This is a genomic window from Mycolicibacterium celeriflavum (assembly GCF_010731795.1).
Taxonomy (GTDB): domain Bacteria; phylum Actinomycetota; class Actinomycetes; order Mycobacteriales; family Mycobacteriaceae; genus Mycobacterium; species Mycobacterium celeriflavum.
Window position 1 is genome coordinate 1092142 of sequence record NZ_AP022591.1, and the last position, 20693, is coordinate 1112834.

A 20693-nucleotide genomic window follows, 5' to 3' on the forward strand; every position below is an offset into this window, starting at 1 on the left:
GGCACTTAGCCCTTTAACGGGTTGATTACAGCCACCAGGTGCATGCGATCAACCCGTTAACGCATGGGCGACCGCAACCATGCCGGAGGTGATCTGCTCGATCTCATCGGGCGTGCAGATGTATGGCGGCATCGCATAGACGAGATTGCGGAACGGCCGCAGCCAGATGCCCCGCTCCAGCGCCACCGGAGTGGCCACCTTCAGGTCCACCGGCCGGTCCATCTCGATCACCCCGATCGCGCCGAGCACCCGCACGTCGGCCACGCCCGGCAGCGACGCGGCGGCCGACAGCCCATCACGCAGACCCTGCGAGATCGAGCGCACCGACGACCGCCAGTCCTGGCCGCGCAATACCTCGACCGAGGCCACGCCGACCGCGCACGCCAGCGCGTTGGCCATGAACGTCGGGCCGTGCATCAGCGCGCCGGGCTCGTGGGTGCTGATCGTGTTCGCGATCTCGCGCGAGCACAGGGTCGCGGCCAGCGTGAGGTAGCCGCCGGTGAGCGCCTTGCCGACGCACATGATGTCCGGGCTGACGGCTGCGTGGTCGGCCGCGAAGAGTTCGCCGGTGCGACCGAAACCGGTCGCGATCTCGTCGAAGATCAGCAGCACGTCGTGGCGGGAGCAGATGTCTCGCAGATCAGCGAGGTAACCCGGGTCGTGGAAGCGCATCCCGCCCGCGCCCTGCACCACCGGCTCGACGATCACCGCGGCCAACTCGTCGGCGTGGTCGGCCAACTGGCTCTCGAACGCCGAAACGTAGGCGGCGTCGTAGTCGCGCGGCACCGGCGGTGCGAACTCCTGGGCGACCAGGACATCAGTCCACAGTGAGTGCATCCCGCCGTCCGGGTCGCACACGCTCATCGGGGTGAACGTGTCGCCGTGGTAGCCGCCGCGCCACGTCATCAGCCGGTGCTTGCCGCCCCGACCCAAGCTGCGCCAGTACTGCAACGCCATCTTGACCGCCACTTCCACCGACACCGAACCCGAGTCGCTGAAGAACACCGTGTCCAGGCCGTCGGGGGTGATCTCGACGAGTAGTTGCGCGAGCCGCGCAGCCGGTTCGTGCGTCAACCCGCCGAACATGACGTGATTCATGGTCGCGAGTTGGCTTGTGATCGCCCCGTCGAGCACCGGATGGCCATGCCCGTGTATCGCGGTCCACCATGACGCCATCGCGTCGAGAACCTGCAGCTCTCGGCCGTCGTGGTGCAGTGTCAGCCATGGCCCCCGAGCACCCACCGCGACCACTGGGGCCAGGGCTTCGGCGCCGATCGTGCTGTAGGGATGCCAGACGTGGGCGGCGTCGACCGCGCTGATCTCGGTGGGCGTCATGGCTGGCACCTTCGGTAGATTATCCGTCGACCATGATGACCCTCGCCCCTCCCCGGCCGGCGCCCGTCACCGACCCGGGACCCTCGCCGCGTGCCGCGAAAGCTCCGAGCGGTGCTCGCGCATCGTCGTCATACCGGCACGATCTCGACGGCCTGCGGGGCATCGCGATCGCGCTCGTCGCTCTCTTCCACGTGTGGTTCGGTCGCGTTTCGGGCGGGGTTGATGTGTTCCTGGCACTGTCGGGCTTCTTCTTCGGAGGGCGACTGCTGCGCACCGCGATGACGCCGGGCGCCTCCCTGTGGCCCGTCCCGGAGGTGACCCGGCTGATCCGCCGGCTGTTGCCTGCGTTGGTGGTGGTGCTGGCGGCGTCGGCGGTGCTGACCATCCTGATCCAGCCGCAGACCCGCTGGGAGACGTTCGCCGATCAGAGCCTGGCCAGCCTCGGCTACTTCCAGAACTGGGAGCTTGCCAACTCCGCGTCGAATTATCTGCGCGCCGGTGAGGCGGTCAGCCCGTTGCAGCACATCTGGTCGATGTCGGTGCAGGGCCAGTTCTATATCGCGTTCCTCGCGATGATCTTCCTGTCCGCCTTGCTCTTTCGGCGGGTCTTCCGTCGGCATATGCGGCCGGCATTCCTGACGCTGCTCGGCGTGCTCACCGTGGCGTCGTTCGTCTACGCGATCTTCGCGCACAACGCCGATCAGGCCACCGCGTACTACAACAGCTTCGCCAGAGCCTGGGAGTTGCTGCTCGGCGCCCTGGTCGGCGCGCTCGTATCGCATCTGCGCTGGCCCATGTGGCTACGCACGACGGCCGCGGTCGTCGCGCTGGCGGCGATCCTGGCGTGCGGCGCGGTGATCGACGGGGTCAAAGAGTTCCCCGGCCCGTGGACACTGGTTCCGGTCGGCGCCACCATGCTGTTCATCCTGTCCGCGGCGAACCGGGTGGCCGACCCACACACCGCGGGTCGGATGCCGCTTCCGAACCGCCTGCTGGCGACGGCGCCGTTCGTGTCGCTGGGCGCGATGGCCTACTCGCTGTACCTCTGGCACTGGCCGCTGCTGATCTTCTGGCTGTCCTACAGCGGACACAGCCGTGCGACCTTCGTCGAAGGCGCGGTGGTGCTACTGGTTTCCGGGGTGTTGGCCTGGCTCACCACCAAGTACATCGAGAACCCGCTGCGGTACCGGTCCACGGCGACGTCGCCCGCTGTCGCGCCGCCGAGGAACCGGCGCCGCAGGCCCACGGTGGTGCTGGGCTCCGTGGTCGCGTTGTTGGGTGTGGCGCTGACCGTGACGTCGTTCGGCTGGCGTGAACATGTGCTGATCCAGCGCACGAACGGCGAAGAGCTCCTTGGGCTTTCGTCACACGACTATCCCGGCGCCGCGGCGTTGCTGGCCGATGCGAAGGTGCCGAAACTGCCGATGCGCCCGACGGTGCTCGAGGCCAAGAACGACCTGCCGCAGACCACCGAAGACGGATGCATCAGCGACTTCGACAACGTCGACGTGATCAACTGCGCATACGGCGACAAGAACGCCAGACGCACCATCGCCTTGGCGGGCGGTTCGCACGCCGAGCACTGGATCACCGCGCTGGACCTGCTGGGCAAGAGGCACCACTTCAAGGTGGTCACCTATCTGAAGATGGGGTGCCCGCTGACGACGGAGAGGGTTCCGCTGGTGATGGGCGACAACCGCCCGTACCCGAAGTGCCATGTGTGGAACGAGCGCGTGATGGCCAAGCTCGTCGCCGACCGGCCGGACTACGTCTTCACGACCTCGACACGACCGTGGAACATCAAGGACGGCGATGTGATGCCGGGTACGTACATCGGCATCTGGCAGGAGTTGTCCGACAACAACATTCCGGTCCTGGCCATGCGTGACACGCCGTGGCTGGTTCGCAACGGGGAGCCATTCTTCGCCGCCGACTGTCTTGCCGACGGTGGCGACGCGATCTCCTGCGGAACAAAGCGATCCGACGTACTGTCGAAGCGTAATCCCACCCTCGATTTCGTCGAGCGGTTCCCGTTGCTCGAGCCGCTCGACATGAGTGATGCGGTGTGCCGCAAGGACATCTGCCGGGCGGTGGAGGGAAACGTGTTGCTGTACCACGACGCTCACCACATCTCGAAAACTTATATGCGCACGATGGCTCCGGAGCTGGGCCGCCAGATCGCCGCCGCCACCGGTTGGTGGGTTGGCTGATGACGTCCGGCGAGCCGGCGTCCCGCAGGCGGAGAGGACGAGAGGGTTCGGTGCCCACCGTCTGGCCGGGAACGGTCTATCCCCTCGGCGCCACCTACGACGGCGCGGGCACCAACTTCTCGCTGTTCTCCGAGGTCGCCGAACGGGTGGAGCTGTGCCTGATCGGCAGGGACGGCCGCGAGGAGCGGGTCAACCTCGAGGAAGTCGACGGCTACGTCTGGCACTGCTATCTGCCGACGGTCACGCCCGGCCAGCGCTACGGCTTTCGTGTGCACGGCCCCTGGCACCCGGCGGCGGGGCACCGGTGTGATTCGAGCAAGCTGCTGCTCGACCCGTACGGCAAGTCGTTCCACGGCGACTTCGATTTCTCCCAGGCGCTGTACTCCTACGACCTGAACGCCGACGATCTCGCCTCGGGCGGCACACCGCCACGCATCGACTCGCTGGGGCACACCATGACCAGCGTCGTCATCAATCCGTACTTCGACTGGGCATCCGACCGCCCGCCGCGCACGCCGTACCACGAGACGGTCATCTACGAGGCCCACGTCAAGGGAATGACACAGCGGCACCCGGGCGTCCCCGAGGAACTCCGTGGCACCTACGCCGGGCTCGGTCACCCGGCGATCATCGACCACCTCCAGTCGTTGAACGTGACGGCAATCGAGTTGATGCCGGTGCACCAATTTCTGCACGATCACCGGCTGGTCGACCTCGGGCTGCGAAACTACTGGGGCTACAACACCTTCGGCTTCTTCGCGCCGCACTACGAATACGCGGCCACCAAGAACGCGGGTGGTGCGGTCGCCGAGTTCAAGACGATGGTCAGGTCATTCCACGAGGCCGGGATCGAGGTCATCCTCGACGTGGTCTACAACCACACCGCCGAGGGCAACCACCTCGGACCGACGCTGAATTTCCGCGGCATCGACAACGCCGCCTACTACCGGTTGCTCGACGGCGACCTACGCCTGTACAAGGACTTCACCGGAACCGGCAACAGCCTCAACGCCCGCCACCCGCACACGCTGCAACTGATCATGGACTCTCTGCGCTACTGGGTGACCGAGATGCACGTCGACGGATTCCGTTTCGACCTGGCCGCCACGCTGGCTCGCGAGTTCTACGACGTCGACCGCTTGAGTGCGTTTTTCGACTTGGTGCAACAGGATCCCGTCGTCAGCCAGGTGAAGCTGATCGCCGAACCGTGGGACGTCGGCGAAGGCGGTTACCAGGTCGGCAACTTCCCAGGTTTGTGGACGGAGTGGAACGGGAAGTACCGCGACACTGTGCGTGACTACTGGCGGGGAGAGCCCGCAACCCTCGGCGAATTCGCATCGCGGCTGACCGGTTCCTCCGACCTCTACGAAGCGACGGGTCGCCGGCCATCGGCGAGCATCAACTTTGTCACATGCCACGACGGCTTCACGTTGAACGACCTGGTGTCCTACAACGAGAAGCACAACGAGGCCAACGGTGAGGACAACCGCGACGGCGAGAGCCACAACCGGTCGTGGAACTGCGGTGTCGAAGGACCCACCGAAGATCCGGACATCCAGGCGCTGCGGGGTAAGCAGATGCGCAACATCATGGGCACCCTGATGGTGTCGCAGGGCACGCCGATGATCTCGCACGGCGACGAGATCGGCCGCACCCAGCGGGGGAACAACAACGTCTACTGCCAGGACTCCGAGATCTCTTGGGTGGACTGGTCATTGTGCGAGAAGAACGCCGACCTGCTCGAGTTCACCCGCAAGGTCACCAAGCTGCGCAGCGAACATCCGGTGTTCCGCAGGCGACGGTTCTTCGAGGGCAAACCGATCCGCAGCGGTGACCAGGTCCGCGATATCGCATGGTTGACACCGGCCGGCGAGGAGATGACGCTCGAGGACTGGGGCACCGGACTGGGCAAGTGCGTGGCGGTGTTCTTGAACGGGGACGCCATCTCGGCCCCCAACGAACGCGGGGAACGGGTCGTCGACGACTCATTCCTGTTGTGCTTCAACGCCCACGACCAGCCGCAGGACTTCGTCACCCCGACGACCAGCTACGCCAACGAGTGGACTGCGGCGCTGGACACCGCCGACGTCACGGGATCCACCGAGTTGGTCGCGAAGGCCGGCGAGAAGATCGCGCTGCCGGCGCGCTCGCTTCTGGTGATGCGTAAGACGGCTTGAGTTTCTCGATCATGCCGGTTACGTCGACATACCGCCTCCAGATGCGCGGTGACGCATTCACTTTCGCCGACGCCGAGAACCTGCTCGACTACTTTTCGGCGCTGGGAGTATCGCACCTGTACCTGTCGCCGATCCTCACCGCCGCCAAGGGGTCCACCCACGGTTACGACGTCACCGACCCGACCACGGTGTCTGCCGAACTCGGTGGCCCCGAGGGGTTTGCGCGGCTGTCGCGAGCGGCCCGCGACAAGGGGTTCGGCCTCATCGTGGATATCGTGCCGAACCACGTGGGGGTGGAGAAACCGCGACAGAACCCGTGGTGGTGGGACGTGCTCAAGCACGGCCGGAATTCGTCGTTCCACTCCTTTTTCGATATCGACTGGGACCTCGACGGTGGGCGTGTCGTGCTGCCTGTGCTCGGATCCGACGACGACGCAGGCGATCTCGAGGTCGACGACAGCGGGGACGAACCGGTGCTCCGCCTCGGCGACCTCGTCTATCCGATCGCCCCGGGCACCGGTGACGGCACCGGACCGCAGGTGCATGACCGCCAGCACTACCACCTCGTCGGCTGGCGCGCCGGGATCTGCGGGTACCGCCGGTTCTTCTCGATCACGTCGCTGGCCGGCCTGCGCCAGGAGGACCGTGCCGTCTTCGACGCCACCCACGCCGAGGTGAAGCGCTGGTTCGACGAGGGGTTGGTCGACGGAATCCGCATCGACCACCCCGACGGGCTCTCGAATCCGGCCGGCTATCTCACGTGGCTGCGGGAGCTCACCGGTCCGGATGCCTGGATCGTGATCGAGAAGATCCTCGCCGCCGACGAGCCGCTGGAACCGACCCTGCCCATCGCCGGCACCACCGGATATGACGCGATGCGGGAGATCGGCGGAGTGTTCCTCGATCCCGCCGGTGAGCAAGCCCTGACCGACCTGTTCGACTCCACCGGCGTGTCCTACCGCACGATGCCGGACCTGGCGCGAACTCTGAAGGCCCACGCGGTGACCGACACCCTGCACAGCGAGCTGGCCCGACTGCGCCGCACGATCGTCGGCGCCACCGGCACCGACCACGACGACCTGCCGGCAGCGATCGCGGCACTGCTCAGCCGCATCGAGGTCTACCGATCCGACTACCGGTCGTTGTCGGGTGTGCTGCCCAGCGCGCTCGCCGAAACAGCTTCGGCAGAACCAGGTCTGGCCATGCCGCTGGCGATCATCGCGGCGGCGCTGTCGGTGAGCACAGAAGCCGAGGTGCGGTTGCAGCAGCTGTGCGGCGCGGCGACGGCGAAGTCGATGGAGGATTGCCTGTTCTACCGCGACGCGCGGCTGGTCTCGCTCAACGAAGTGGGCGCCGAACCGCGCCACTTCGGCGTCAGCGTCGCGGAGTTCCACCAGCGGGCCGCGGTGCGCGCACGGATGTGGCCGACCGCCATGGTCGCGCTGACCACCCACGACACCAAGCGCGGCGAGGACGTGCGCGCGCGCATCGGGCTGCTCTCGCAGGTGCCGTCGCTGTGGGCGGAGCTGATCGGCAAGTGGACGTTGGCCACCCCACCGCCGGACGCTGGCACCGGACTTTTCCTGTGGCAGAACCTTTTCGGTGTGTGGCCCGTCGATGGTGCAATCACCGACAACCTACGCCAGCGGATACATGCCTACGCCGAGAAGGCGATCCGCGAAGCCGCGGTGCACACCACCTGGAACGATCCGGAAGACGACTTCGAGACGGCGGTGCACGCGTGGCTCGACGGTGTGCTCGACGGTCCCGTTGCCGCCGAGATGACCTCGCTGGTGGCCCGGCTGGATTTGCATGCCCGCAGCGACGCGCTCGGCCAGAAGCTGTTGGCCCTCACCGTGCCAGGTGTTCCCGACATCTACCAGGGCACCGAACTGTGGGAGGACAGCCTCGTCGATCCGGACAACCGCAGGCCCGTCGACTACACGGCGCGCCGTGACGCGCTGAGCGCGATGCGCCATCCGAAGCTGCGGGTGGTTGCGGCGGCGCTGGCGCTGCGACGGGACCGGCCGACCACCTTCTCCGAGGGCAGTTACACCCCGATGCTGGCCGACGGCGCCGCGGCCGGGCACCTCGTGGCCTTTCGACGCGGCGGCGAGGTACTGACCGCGGTCACCCGGCATTCGGTTCGGTTGTCCGAAACCGGTTGGGGTAACACCTCGTTGGCCTTGCCTCCAGGACAGTGGGCCGACCGGATCAGCGGCGCTCGGCACAGCGGTCGGGTTCAGACCGCGGAGTTGTTCACCGAGCTGCCGGTCGCGCTGCTGGAGCGCACCGATGACTGAGACCGGATCGTCGGCTCGGCCGACTGTGTTCACTGTGTGGGCCCCGCGACCACAGCGGGTGCGGCTCGACGTCGACGGCACACTGCACGACATGGCCCGCTCCGACGGCGGGTGGTGGCACGCAGCGGTCGAAACCCATCCCGACGCGCGCTACGGCTTCGTGCTCGACGACGACCCGACCGTGCTTCCCGACCCGCGCTCGCCGCGTCAGCCCGACGGCGTGCACGCGCGATCCCAATTGTGGCAGCCGGCGCCCGGCGCGTGGGCCGACGACGACTGGGCGGGCCGCTCGATCGAGGGCCGGGTGATCTACGAGCTGCACGTCGGCACCTTCACGCCCGACGGAACGTTCGACTCCGCGATCGAAAAGCTGGACTATCTGGTGGATCTCGGCGTCGACTTCGTCGAGTTGATGCCGGTGAATGCGTTCGGCGGCACCCACGGCTGGGGTTACGACGGTGTGCTCTGGTACGCGGTGCACGAACCCTACGGCGGGCCCGACGCGCTGGTACGGCTGGTCGACGCCTGCCATCGGCGCGGGCTTGGCGTGCTGATCGACGCCGTGTTCAACCATCTCGGCCCGTCGGGCAACTATCTGCCGCGGTTCGGGCCGTACCTGTCCTCGGGCAGCAATCCGTGGGGCGAGTCGATCAACATCGCCGACGCCGACGCCGACGAGGTACGGCGTTACATCATCGACTGCGCGCTGCGCTGGATGCGCGACTTCCACGCCGACGGCCTGCGCTTGGACGCGGTGCACGCGCTGGTGGACACGACGGCGATCCACATCCTCGAGGAGCTGTCCGCCGAAACCGATGCGCTCGCAGCGGAGTTGGGTCGGCCGCTGTCGCTGATCGCCGAGAGCGACCTGAACGATCCGCGGCTCATCACGCCGCGCGATCAAGGCGGCCTCGGGATGACCGCACAGTGGGACGACGACATCCACCACGCCATCCACTCCGCGGTGTCGGGTGAACGGCAGGGCTACTACCACGATTTCGGCACGCTGGAGGCGCTGGCCACCACGCTGAAACATGGTTACTACCACGCAGGCACGTACTCGTCGTTCCGGCACCGCAGGCACGGCAGGCCGTTGGACACCGCCACGATTCCGGCCACCCGCCTGCTGGCCTACACCCTCACCCACGACCAGGTGGGCAACCGGGCGACCGGCGACCGCCCCTCGCAGAACCTGACGTCCGGCCAACTGGCCGTCAAGGCGGCGCTCGCACTCGGATCGCCCTACACGGCAATGCTTTTCATGGGCGAGGAGTGGGGCTCGTCGTCGCCGTTCCAGTTCTTCAGCTCGCATCCGGAGCCGGAACTGGCGCGGGCCACCGCAGAGGGCCGCAAACGCGAGTTCGCCGAGCACGGCTGGGATGCCGACGCGATCCCCGACCCGCAAGACCCCGCGACGTTCCTGCGCTCGAAGCTGAACTGGGGTGAGGTCGACGAGGGTGATCACGGTCGGCTGCGGCGGGTGTACCGCGAGCTGATCGCGTTGCGGCACCATGAAATTGATTTCGCCGACCCCTGGCTGGAGCACCTGCGGATCGACTACGACGAAGACGCTCGCTGGATCGTGATGCACCGCGGCGCGCACGCCATTGCCTGCAACCTGGGCGCCGATTCCATCGACGTCCCGGTCACGGGCGAGGTGGTGCTGGCGTGGGCCGATCCGACGGTCGGAACCGAAAGCACACGGCTCGAGGGCCATTCGTTCGCTGTTGTCAAGTCGCCATCCACAGTTACGGCACCTGTGGATAACTGATTACCCCGAAACCGGTGTTCCGGGTGATGCTCGGATCCATGACGCAACCCTACGCACCGCCGCCGATCGAATCGGCGACCGATCCGATCCACTCGCCCGCCGACATGTGCCAGCGATGGCGAGCGTTGATGGGGCCGTTGGGTTTCGGTCAGCGTCTGCTCTGGGTCGGCTTCGTCGGACCCGACCGATGCATGATCAAGGCGATCAGCCAGGTTCCACTTCCAGCGGCGGCGAATTCGCGTCTCGCGGCGTCGGTCATGTCTGGGGTTCGCGACGTACTCGAGGAGTTCCCGGAGGGCACCACGGTGGCGCTGCTCCTGACCCGCCCCGGCATGGGCCCGATCTCACACCTGGACCGCGAGTGGGTGTCGCTGCTCACCGACATGGGCAGTGAGCACGGCGTGCCGCTCGAACCCATCTTTCGGGCCAATGACGAGCGATTGGTCCTGGTAGAGCCTGCGCCAGCGGGGGCGAGCTAAGTGCTACCATGTGCTACATGGAGCGCATCGGGCTTCGTGAGTTGCGCCAGCACGCCAGTCGCTACATCGGGCGCGTCGCCCGCGGCGAGTCGATTGAGGTGACGCAGCGCGGGCGCCTCGTCGCCCGCATCGTCCCGGCCCGGCCGGATACCTGGGACGAGATGATCGAGCGCGGCGACCTCATTCCGCGGGAGTCGCCCGACCGATTGGAAGATCTCGTTCCCATCAGAGTCGACTTCGATGTCTCGGCGGAACTCCAGCGGCAACGCGAAGACCGCCTGTGAACATCTACCTCGACTCGTCGGCGTTGGTGAAGTTGGTCATCGAAGAATCGGACTCGCCCGCCGTGGCGCAGTATCTGGCGGACTTCCCGCAAGACAACCGCGTTACTGCCGCAATCACCCGCACGGAACTGCTGCGCGCCGTGAGCCGTCGCGGTGCTGCCGTCGAAAACGCCCGTAGCGCGCTGACGAGGATCAACTTCGTCGCGCTCACCACCAACTTGCTCGATACCGCAGCGGCATTGACACCGCCCGAGTTGCGTACCCTCGACGCAATCCACCTCGCGGCCGCGCTGACTACACCCGAACTGCGTGCGGTTGTCACCTACGACCGGCGGCTAGCCGATGCTGCCAACCGGGCGGGTGTCACCGTCGCCTCGCCCACTCAGAGCAGGTAGCGGTAGGCCGGCGAGCCAGGCGCCAGCGCCTCGACGTGGATGTCTGACGCGTGCATCCGCTCGAGTAGGCCGTCGAAATCCGCCGCCGACCCGAGTTCGATACCGACCAGCGCTTCTCCGGTCTCGCGGTTGTTGCGCTTGACGTACTCGAACAACGTGATGTCGTCGTTCGGACCGAGAACCTGGTCCAGGAAGCGGCGCAACGCCCCGGGCTCCTGCGGGAAGTCCACGAGGAAGTAGTGCTTGAGCCCGAGGTGCACCAGCGAGCGCTCCAGCACCTCGCCGTACCGCGACACGTCGTTGTTGCCACCCGAGATCACGCACACGACAGTCGAATCCGGCTCGATGTCGGTCTCCATCAACGCCGCCACGGACAACGCGCCCGCAGGCTCGGCGATGATGCCCTCGTTCTGGTAGAGGTCGAGCATCGCGGTGCACACGGCGCCCTCGTCAACCGTGGTGATCGAGACCATGTCGCCCGCCGCCGCCAGCGCCGCGTACGGCAGCGCTCCCGCGCGGTTCACCGCTGCGCCGTCGACGAACTGGTCGACATCGTCCAAGGTGACCGGTTCGCCCGCGGCCAGCGCCGCGATCATCGCCGCCGCGCCCGCCGGTTCGACGCCGAGCACGGAGGTCCGGCTCGTCCGCTCGGCCAGATAAGTGGTGATACCCGAGATGCATCCGCCGCCGCCGACTGGAACGACCACCAGATCCGGCTCCTCGTCGAGTTGGTCGAGGATCTCGGCGGCGATCGTGCCCTGGCCGGCCATCGTGCGCAGGTCGTCGTAGGGTGGCACCAGCGTCGCACCCGTGCGGGCGACATCCTCCAACGCGGCGGCCGCGGCCTCGTCGTACGTCCTGCCGACGACGATCAGCTCGATGAACTCGCGGCCGTGGAACCGAATGCGGTCGAGCTTCTGCTTGGGTGTCTTGCGGGGCACGTACACGCGGCCGCGGACAGCCATGGAGCGGCATGCCATCGCGAAGCCCTGCGCGTGGTTGCCTGCCGACGAGCACACCACGCCGGCGGCCAGCTCATCGGCGGACAACTGCATCAACAGGTTGTGCGCCCCGCGCAGCTTGTACGACCGCACCGGCTGCAGGTCCTCGCGCTTCAGATACACCGTCGCGCCGGTGGCGTCCGAGAGCCGGTCGCTGATCTGCAGTGGGCTGCGCAGCACCACGCCCGAAATTCGCTGAGCAGCCTCGTCGACGTCGGCCGCGGACAGCGGCGACATTCTCCGGCTCTGGCTCAGTTCAGCGGACACCGGTCAATGGTGCCACCAACCTGGGGTTTTCAGTTAATCGGGGTCAGCACGAACACCGGGATCTGGCGGTCGGTCTTCTGCTGATACTCGGCATAGTCGGGCCAGGCGTCGACGGCCCGCTTCCACCAGAGGGCCTTCTCGTCACCGGTGACCTCGCGGGCTTCGTATTCCCTGGTCACGGCGCCGTCCTGCAACTCCACGCGAGGGTGAGCCTTGATGTTGTAGTACCAGACCGGGTTCTTCGGAGCACCACCCAGCGACGCCACCACCGCGTACTGACCGTCGTGTTCGACACGCATCAACGGCGTCTTGCGGATCTTCCCCGTCTTCGCCCCGATCGTGGTCAACAAGATGATGGGCTTGCCCTTCATATCGACGCCGTCGGTGCTGCCCGACTCCATGATCGTGTCGGCGTGGTCGCGCACCCAAGCCCACGGGCTCGGTTCATAATCTCCGGAAAGCGGCATCTCACCAGCTTAGACCGGCAGGAAATCCATCAGCCTGATCCGGTGTTTCGGTTGGCCGAAACATTGATTACGAGCTATCGTGGTTCTATGACCACCGCCGGTGACTTCCGCTCCACGGCCGCGCGCGCCGCGTCCGAGGTGAGCGTTGCCGGAGTGCCGTGGCCGGCGTACAAACTGATCGCTCTCGTGCTGGGTGCGGTGGTGGCGCTGGTGGTCGGTGTGGCAACCGCCACCGCGGCCACCGCGGTGCTCGCAGGCGCGGCGGTCGGCACGCTCACATGGCTGGTGTTCAGCGCGCTCTGCGCGACGCGCCTCTAGTATTCGATCAGCTTCTTCAGTGTCGCCAGATCGGCGGCCACCGCCGAGGTGTCGGCGTCGAATTCCCCGTCGGTCATGCCCGGCCGGCGGCGCACGGTGAAAACGACCTCGCAGCGGGGTTCCTCAGAGTCTGTCGGGACACCGCCGGGTTGTACCCGCATCGGGTTGTAGACCGCTTCCCCGGTCGGCAGACGAACCACGTGGTCGAGCACGCCGAATTCGTTCGGCGGGGCGAACTCGATGGTCACCTCACCCAAGGGCGAGTCGGCCACCCAGCCCTCGGCCGTCTGGCGAAGGCCGCCCTCTGCGAGTCCGGCAGCCCACCGCGGCCACGTCCGGGGGTCGGCGGCGAACTCGTAGACGGCTTCCGGCGTGCCGTTGATCCAGATACTGACGTGTCGCGACTCCATAGGTTCATGGTGGCGCAAAATTCGACTGAGTGCGCCGAATGTTGGATTGATGCACGCTTTCTTCCATCGGCGTGAGATAAGCCAACACTCGACGCAAGAATCAGAAAAGGCGCCATTTAAGCCGGCGAAATTGCCGTTTAGCAAATTGCGTCCAGCGTCTCATCGGTCAGCTGCACTTCACGCCGACATGCACTGTGGTCGGGTGGTGTTGAAAGGGGTTTCCGATCTGCGCGTTGCCCGTGAATGTCCTGCCCCGCGGCGACGGCGGCTGAGGCGTACGCGCCGTCTGAACCGAGGTGACCGAACAATCTGACCCGGATCCCACCTTGTTTACGACGACTCTGTTGCCCTCGGCTTGCAGCTGGGCGATGGTTTCATTCGCCGATTGTCCGGTCGGTGCGGCGACGGCCGGACCGCTGCCGACGGCCAGTGCCGCTGTCATCCCGGCAGCCGTGGCCGCTGTGGCAATTGCTATACGTTTGATTTTCATTCCCAACCCTCCGACTTCATCAAGAATTCACCGATATTTAAAGTCTAGGGGGGCGTATGCAACAATCGCCATGGATTCATTTGTTGCACATATATGAGCCCACATATATGGATCGTCATATATGTGGGCTCATATTATTGTGACGGCCGCACGCCGCGAGGTGCTCGATTGCGAATTGATCGCCGCCTCTGCTGAGGCGTCCCTGCGATCTGGTGCCACGCGCTAGTCGGCGCAGGTGATGAAGAGTGTCTCAGGCCGCTGAGCGTTGGGCGGGTTCTCGCATATGCGGTCGCATCACTGGCGCGGTCCGCCGCTGGTGGATTGGGCCAACCCGTCGAGAATCGACTCCGGCGTTCCGTCACTTCTATGGCCGTTGACGGTTCGCCGCTGGGCTCCGGGCCAGTTCGCTCCGTCGCCGTTGACGCCGACCAGGTGCCCGGAAGGCGAATCGAGTGCCCGTTCCGGGGGGCCGTTCAGGGCGCTGTCCATGCCCACGGGTCCAAGCTCGTGAATGTGCACGGTGCCGCCGCCAGCCTGGTGTTGGCGTTGCCAGTGTGCAATCGACTCCTGGCAAGGATGGTCGAGGTAGTCCACCAACAGCTCGAGCGTCACCGTGGCGCTCGCGGGGATGGCCGTCAGCTTCCGGGTCAGTTGCGGCAGTGAAAGGAAGGTGAGCGAGCCCGTCACGACGACGCGCCAGTGGTCGTCACCCGTATGGTCGACGCGGATCTGCGTCCGCACCACCCGCCATAGCACGAGCGAGACGGCCAGTCCCAGCCCGATCAGGACGCCGGCGAGCAGGTTGACGAACACCACACCCAGGATGGTGACGAGGTAAACCGCCAAGTCACCGGTGCGGTGGGCGGTCTTGATGTGCGGCCACTTGACGAGCCGGAGGCCGATCACGATCAGCAGGCCGGCCAGCGCCGCGGAAGGGATCTGCTGAACGAGGCCGGCGAAGGGCAGCGCGAACACCAGCACCCACACGCCGTGCAAGATCGCTGACGCACGAGTGCGCGCGCCGGCGGCGACGTTGGTTGAACTACGCACGATCACGCCCGTGATCGGCAGTCCGCCGATCGCGCCTGACACGATGTTGGCGCTGCCTTGGCCGAGCAGTTCCCTGTCGAAGTTGGTCCGCGTTCCGCCATGGAGCCGGTCCACCGACACCGCCGACAGCAGACTTTCCACGCTGGCGATGAGAGCCACGGTGAGCACGCCGACGGCGAAGGCACCCCAGTTGCCGTCCGGCAACTCAGGCAATTGCAGCGCGTCCAGGAGCGAGCCGTCAATCGCGATCCGCGGGACGTCGAGCGGCAGTGCCACCGAGGCCAGGGTCACGCCGACGATCGCGACCAGCGGTCCCGGCACCTTGCCGACGGGCGAGGGAACCCGCGGCCACACGACGAGCACGGCGATCACAGCCAGACCAAGCGCCAGACCGGCACCCCCGGCGTTGACCAACTGCGCTGGAAGCTCGGTGATGCTCGTCATCGCCGAACTCTTCGATTCGCCGCCGAGCAGCACGTGTAACTGCTGCAAGGCGATGGTGACCCCGATGCCTGCCAGCATCGCGTACACCACAACCGGTGAGATGGCCAGCGCCGCGCGCGCCACGCGGCTCAACCCGAAGAGCACCTGAAGCACGCCGGCGCAAACCGTGATCGCGCATGTCACTGCCCATCCGAATTGCCCGACCAGCCCGGCGACAATAACCGTCAGCCCCGCGGCGGGGCCGCTCACCTGCAGCGGTGATCCACCGAGGGCGCCGGCCAAGATCCCGCCGACGATCGCGGCGATCAACCCCGCGAGCACCGGCGCATTCGAGGCCACCGCGATGCCGAGCGACAACGGCAGAGCGACCAGGAACACCACCAGCGACGCCGGCACGTCGTACCGCAACACCGACCGCCAATGAGTCGCCTCCGGGTGCGCGCGCGCGACGCCAACCTGTCGGTCCGCGACATCCACCTGCTGGCTACTACTCATTGGCAATCCCCGTCCATCGTTTCCAAAGTCGTTTCAGTGAGCGCCAATCGGCCGGCGGCGGCGAACGAATCCCTATGGGCCAAAGGCGATATGCGAAGTTCAGCTGGGTAGACACCATCGTCCACCAACAGCCACGCTAGGAACGTGCCGCACCCCCGGCAAGCAGATCGCCGTCCTTCATACCGAATGCATATATGTTGGGCGCTAAACCAACTCGGCGTTAAGACGCGATGAATTACCGTTTTATATGTGGCTCTCCTGACACTTCCGTGGGTTGATTTCTGAGATGTCTGGGGCGCACGTCGTTGTCGCTTAAGGTTTCTGGCTTGTCAAGGGTCAGGAACCAAGGGAGCGGGCAACGACGTGCGCAATGTGAGGTTATGGCGTGGGCTGCTGGGTGTCGACAAGCGCACGGTGATCGAGGCGGTCGAGTTCGAGGAATTCGAAGGCCAGGACGCCGAGGGCGCCGCACTGGTGGTGGCGCGGGTGCGGCCACGAAGCGGGGTCTCACGGCGTTGTGGCCGCTGTGGCCGCAGGGCGTCTTGGTATGACCGGGGTGAGGGTCGACGCCGGTGGCGGGGCCTGGATTGGGGCACTGTGCAGGTGGTGCTGGAGGCCGAGGCGCCGCGGGTGAACTGCCCCACCCACGGGCCGACGGTGGCGGCGGTGCCGTGGGCGCGTCATCACGCCGGACACACTTTGGCCTTCGATGACACGGTGGCCTGGTTGGCGGTGGCGTGCTCGAAAACCGCGGTGTGCGAGTTGATGCGGGTCGCCTGGCGCACCGTCGGCGCGATCGTGGCCCGGGTCTGGGCCGACACCGAGAAGACCTTCGACCGGTTCGCGGACTGCGCCGCATCGGCATCGACGAGATCTCCTACAAACGCCACCACAAGTACTTGACGGTGGTCGTTGATCACGACAGCGGCCGGCTGGTGTGGGCCGCACCCGGGCGCGACACCAAGACGCTGCGGCGGTTCTTCGACGCCTTGGGCGCCCAGCGGTGCGCACAGATCACCCACGTCTCCGCTGATGCCGCCGACTGGATCGCCGACGTCGTCGCCCAACGCTGCCCGGCCGCGATCCGTTGTGCGGATCCGTTCCATGTGGTGGCCTGGGCCACCGAGGCACTCGACGTCGAGCGGCGCCGGGCCTGGAACGACGCGCGAGCGCTGGCGCGCACCGAGCCCACGTGGGGCCGGGGTCGGCCCGGTAAGGACACCGCGCCGCGGCCGGGCCGTGAGCACGCCCGCAAGCTCAAGGGGGCCCGCTACGCGTTGTGGAAGAACCCCGAAGACCTCACCGAACGCCAGAACGCCAAACTGGCCTGGATCGCCAAGACCGACACCCGCCTCTATCGCGCCTATCTGCTCAAAGAGGGCTTACGGCATGTGTTCTCGGTCAAAGGCGAGGAAGGCAAACAGGCCCTGGACAAGTGGACCTCCTGGGCGCGGCGTTGCCGCATCCCGGTGTTCGTCGAGCTCGCCGGCCGCATCGTGCGCCACCGGGTGGCCATCGACGCCACGCTCGATCACGGCCTCTCCCAAGGACTGATCGAATCCACCAACACCAAGATCCGACTCCTGACCCGCATCGCGTTCGGATTTCGCTCCCCAGACGCACTCATCGCCCTGGCCATGCTCGCCCTCGGCGGCCACCGCCCCGCGCTACCAGGACGCATCAACCACCCACGGATCAGTCAGTAGAGCCTTATATGTGCGGGATATGAATTTGTTGCCACCCTCGTATCCCGTCTGTATCAAGGGAAGTATCACCATGACATCGCAACCGACCCGGCCGCCGGCACACCGCCAAGCGATCTTGGGGAAACTGCCGCGGATCTATCGCGCCGATGGTTCGGTCATCCGAGTGCTCCTGGTCGACGATGAACTGGCGCTGACCAACCTGGTCAAGATGGCCCTGCATTACGAGGGGTGGCAGGTCGACATTGCCCACAACGGCGAAGATGCCGTTGCCAAATTCAACGCGACCGCGCCGGACGTGCTGATTTTGGACATCATGCTGCCCGACCTCGACGGCATGCAGATTCTGCGGCGGGTGCGTGAATCGGAGACTTACACTCCGATCCTGTTTCTCACCGCTCGTGATTCGGTGGCCGATCGGGTCGCGGGGCTGACAGCGGGCGCAGACGACTACATGACCAAGCCGTTCAGCCTCGAGGAGCTTGTGGCGCGTATCCGCGGTCTGCTGCGGCGCGCGCAGTACACCGCCGCCGCACCGCAGGACGAGATCACCGTCGGCCAGCTGACGCTGGACGGCGCCAGCCGGACCGTAACCCGTGATGGAATCGCAATCGATTTGACCGCAACAGAATTCGAGCTGCTGCGCTACCTGATGCGCAACCCCGGTCGAGCCCTCGGTCGCGCGGAGATCCTCGATCATGTGTGGAATTACGGCTTCGACGGCAGAACCAGCATCGTCGATCTATACATCTCCTATCTACGCAAGAAGGTCGACAATGGCCGGGAGCCGATGATTCACACCGTGCGCGGCATCGGGTACATGCTCCGACCCCCCTCGTGACACCGACCAGGCGAGCGCGTTGGTGGGTCCCGCGAACCCTGCGGCGGCGGCTGGTTCTCGGCCTCTCCACCGTGGTCGGCTTCGTGATGGTCGTCATGGGCGTTCTTCACCTGATCAGTCTGCGCGACTACGCCTACGACCTCACCGACGAGCGGTTGGCCAATTCGCTGGCCGCGCTGAGGCATTCGTACACGAAGCTGTCCTACACCCAGACGCATCCGCAATTGTTCGGCACGGAAGGTCCCCACGCGCTGATCCGCTTCACCGGGCAGCCGGTGGGGTCGTTGATTGCGGTTGTGCGCAACGGGAAGGTCGCCGGCTCCGCGGTATTCACCGACGACGAGCCACGACCTGCACCGCCCGACGCCGTCTCCGCCCTCGAAAGCATCGACTGGCACAACGACGGCTCGCCGTTCGATGCGCAGCTCGGTGACCTCGGCCGCTACCGGCTGCAGAGTATGGCCATCGACAGCGATGACTGGTTGGTGGCTGCAGTGAGCCTGCGTCCCACCGACCAGGCGGTCGCTCGGGGAATCGTCAGCACTGTCGTCCTGGTGCTCGCCGCGCTGCTGGTCATCGCGGTGGGCACCCTGCTGACCGTCAGCTACGCCCTGGGCCCATTACGCCGGGTCGCGGCGACCGCGGCGAGCGTGGCGAAGCTGCCGCTGGCAGGTCCGGAGAACCGCATCGACATCCGCGTCCCCGACGCCTACACCGACCCGGAAACCGAGGTCGGCATCGTCGGCCACGCACTGAACCGGCTGTTGGCCAACGTCGACTCGGCGCTGGCCGAACGCGCCGAGTCCGACCGGCGCATGCGCCGGTTCCTCGCCGACGTCAGCCACGAGCTTCGCACGCCGCTGTCCGCAATTCGCGGCTATTCCGAGCTGACCCGACAGGACAGCGCCGAACTGCCCGACACCACCGAGTATGCGCTCGCGCGAATCGAAGCCGAGTCCAACCGGATGTCGTCGCTGGTCGCCGACTTACTGCTGTTATCCCGCCTCGACGAACGACAGGACCTGTTGACCGAGGAGGTGGATCTCAGTGACCTGGCAACCAATGCCGTCAGCGACATCACAGTCTCCTCACCCGACCACAACTGGTATCTGGTGCTGCCCGAAGACCCGATCTGGGTGCTCGCGGACCGGGCGAGGCTGCACCAGCTGCTGAGCAACTTGTTGATCAATGCGGTCGACCACACACCCGCCGGCACCACGGTGACCACGACCGTCGCGCGTCGTGTCGACGACTCGGGCTCCGCCCGCGTCGAGCTGGTGGTGCATGACGACGGCCCCGGCATTCCGAGTGAACTTCTGCCGCACCTGTTCGACCGGTTCGTCCGCGCCGACAAGTCCCGCTCCCGCGAGTTCGGCAACCTCGGCCTGGGCCTTGCCATCGTTGCGTCAATCGCCCAGGCGCACAACGGCTCCGTGTCGGTACGGTCTGCGCCCGGATCGACCACATTCACCGTAGTTCTGCCCGACGCCGTTGCGACCCGCGCGCCTGACCCGATGCACACGGTCCCACCCGACGACATGTAGGTCTCGGCGTTCACAATTGTTTGGTGAACTCGCCACCGGAACAGCACCGCTTGCCTGCGTGGCTGCGGCGCGGTGACCCGGAAAGCACCATGCCGGTGGTGCTTGCCGTGGTCGCGGCGATGGCGCTGCAGGTCGCCATCCCGAAGAGCTATACCCTTGTCCCCCGCTGGCCCTTGCTGGTCCTGGAAGGGCTGCTGCTGATCGCGCTGCTGGCGATCAACCCCCTGGTGATGTCGCGACGGACGCGGTTCGGCAGGTATGCGACCTGGGCGCTGCTGGCGGCGATCACCATCGACAACACCGTCTCGGCGGTGCTGCTCGACATCAGCATCCTGACCGGGGCCGTCCGAAACGACGCGGCCGTTCTGCTCGGCAGTGGCGCGGCAATCTTCATCACCAACATCATCGTGTTCGGCATCTGGTATTGGGAACTGGACCGAGGCGGACCATTCGCGCGGCACGCCGGCGAGCACCCCTATCCCGACTTCCTCTTTCCGCAGATGACGAATCCCGAAGTGACGAAGCCGGATTGGCGTCCGACGTTCCTGGACTACCTCTACGTCAGCGTGACCAACGTGATGGCGTTCTCCCCGACCGACACTATGCCGCTGGCGCGCTGGGCGAAGATGATGATGACGGTGCAGGCGATGGTGGCGCTGTCGACGGCGGGACTGGTGATCGCCAGGGCGGTCAACGTCTTGGGGTGAGC

At 66.2% G+C, this 20693-nt stretch carries 16 protein-coding genes and 1 pseudogene; 12 read left to right on the top strand and 5 right to left on the bottom strand.

Going from position 1 to position 20693, the window contains the following annotated elements:
- Nucleotides 1-48: 48 nt before the first annotated feature.
- Nucleotides 49-1335 carry an adenosylmethionine--8-amino-7-oxononanoate transaminase gene (locus tag G6N18_RS05220; RefSeq protein WP_179962366.1) on the bottom strand — a complete coding sequence of 429 codons (1287 nt, stop codon included), beginning with the start codon at nt 1333-1335 and terminating at the stop codon, nt 49-51.
- Between the two features lie 32 nt (nt 1336-1367).
- On the opposite strand from G6N18_RS05220, the gene G6N18_RS05225 reads away from it, so the two are divergent.
- Genes G6N18_RS05225 through G6N18_RS05255 form a run of 7 tightly spaced genes read left to right on the top strand, consistent with a single transcriptional unit; the run spans nt 1368 to nt 10954 of the window.
- Complete coding sequence (locus tag G6N18_RS05225) at nt 1368-3545, top strand: acetyltransferase SucT (protein WP_083006291.1); 2178 nt, start codon at nt 1368-1370, stop codon at nt 3543-3545.
- A complete protein-coding gene (gene glgX / locus G6N18_RS05230; RefSeq protein ID WP_083006329.1) occupies nt 3545-5722 on the top strand; it encodes a glycogen debranching protein GlgX in 2178 nt (725 codons plus the stop codon). The genes G6N18_RS05225 and glgX overlap by 1 nt, the downstream gene beginning before the upstream one ends.
- 11 nt (nt 5723-5733) lie before the next feature.
- The gene (gene treY, locus G6N18_RS05235) at nt 5734-8025 is read left to right on the top strand and encodes a malto-oligosyltrehalose synthase (RefSeq protein WP_083006289.1); all 2292 of its coding nucleotides are present in this window, start codon (nt 5734-5736) and stop codon (nt 8023-8025) included.
- Entirely contained in the window at nt 8018-9796 is a 1779-nt protein-coding gene (gene treZ / locus G6N18_RS05240) for a malto-oligosyltrehalose trehalohydrolase (RefSeq protein WP_083006287.1), read from the top strand. The genes treY and treZ overlap by 8 nt, the downstream gene beginning before the upstream one ends.
- Before the next feature lie 38 nt (nt 9797-9834).
- Entirely contained in the window at nt 9835-10275 is a 441-nt protein-coding gene (locus tag G6N18_RS05245; protein ID WP_083006327.1) for a hypothetical protein, read from the top strand.
- A gap of 17 nt (nt 10276-10292) precedes the next feature.
- Nucleotides 10293-10559, top strand: a complete 267-nt coding sequence (locus G6N18_RS05250; RefSeq protein WP_179962367.1) for a type II toxin-antitoxin system Phd/YefM family antitoxin — start codon at nt 10293-10295, stop codon at nt 10557-10559.
- Nucleotides 10556-10954, top strand: coding sequence for a type II toxin-antitoxin system VapC family toxin (locus G6N18_RS05255; RefSeq protein ID WP_067223517.1), 399 nt, complete (start codon nt 10556-10558; stop codon nt 10952-10954). The genes G6N18_RS05250 and G6N18_RS05255 overlap by 4 nt, the downstream gene beginning before the upstream one ends.
- Here G6N18_RS05255 and ilvA read toward each other — a convergent pair.
- Nucleotides 10942-12222, bottom strand: coding sequence for a threonine ammonia-lyase IlvA (gene ilvA / locus G6N18_RS05260; protein WP_067223519.1), 1281 nt, complete (start codon nt 12220-12222; stop codon nt 10942-10944). The two genes, G6N18_RS05255 and ilvA, sit on opposite strands and share 13 nt — an antisense overlap.
- 29 nt (nt 12223-12251) lie before the next feature.
- Entirely contained in the window at nt 12252-12689 is a 438-nt protein-coding gene (locus tag G6N18_RS05265; protein WP_083006283.1) for a nitroreductase family deazaflavin-dependent oxidoreductase, read from the bottom strand.
- 87 nt (nt 12690-12776) lie between these two features.
- On the opposite strand from G6N18_RS05265, the gene G6N18_RS05270 reads away from it, so the two are divergent.
- The gene (locus G6N18_RS05270; RefSeq protein WP_083006281.1) at nt 12777-13007 is read left to right on the top strand and encodes a hypothetical protein; all 231 of its coding nucleotides are present in this window, start codon (nt 12777-12779) and stop codon (nt 13005-13007) included.
- On the opposite strand, the gene G6N18_RS05275 is transcribed toward G6N18_RS05270, so the two are convergent.
- Nucleotides 13004-13417: an SRPBCC family protein gene (locus tag G6N18_RS05275; RefSeq protein WP_083006279.1), complete on the bottom strand. Its 414-nt coding sequence runs from the start codon at nt 13415-13417 to the stop codon at nt 13004-13006. The two genes, G6N18_RS05270 and G6N18_RS05275, sit on opposite strands and share 4 nt — an antisense overlap.
- Before the next feature lie 784 nt (nt 13418-14201).
- Nucleotides 14202-15896: a SulP family inorganic anion transporter gene (locus G6N18_RS05280; protein ID WP_083006277.1), complete on the bottom strand. Its 1695-nt coding sequence runs from the start codon at nt 15894-15896 to the stop codon at nt 14202-14204.
- A 363-nt stretch (nt 15897-16259) separates the two neighbouring features.
- Between G6N18_RS05280 and G6N18_RS05285 the strand changes: the two are divergent.
- The 4 genes and pseudogenes from G6N18_RS05285 (at nt 16260) to G6N18_RS05300 (ending at nt 20691) form a co-directional block, all read left to right on the top strand.
- Nucleotides 16260-17602, top strand: a pseudogene (locus G6N18_RS05285) (ISL3 family transposase).
- Nucleotides 17603-17666: 64 nt separating this feature from the next.
- Nucleotides 17667-18440 (top strand): response regulator transcription factor, encoded by a 774-nt coding sequence (locus G6N18_RS05290; protein WP_407663575.1) that lies wholly within the window; start codon nt 17667-17669, stop codon nt 18438-18440.
- Between the two features lie 95 nt (nt 18441-18535).
- Complete coding sequence (locus tag G6N18_RS05295) at nt 18536-19984, top strand: sensor histidine kinase (RefSeq protein ID WP_234806146.1); 1449 nt, start codon at nt 18536-18538, stop codon at nt 19982-19984.
- 23 nt (nt 19985-20007) lie between these two features.
- Nucleotides 20008-20691, top strand: coding sequence for a hypothetical protein (locus G6N18_RS05300; RefSeq protein ID WP_083001629.1), 684 nt, complete (start codon nt 20008-20010; stop codon nt 20689-20691).
- Nucleotides 20692-20693: the final 2 nt, after the last annotated feature.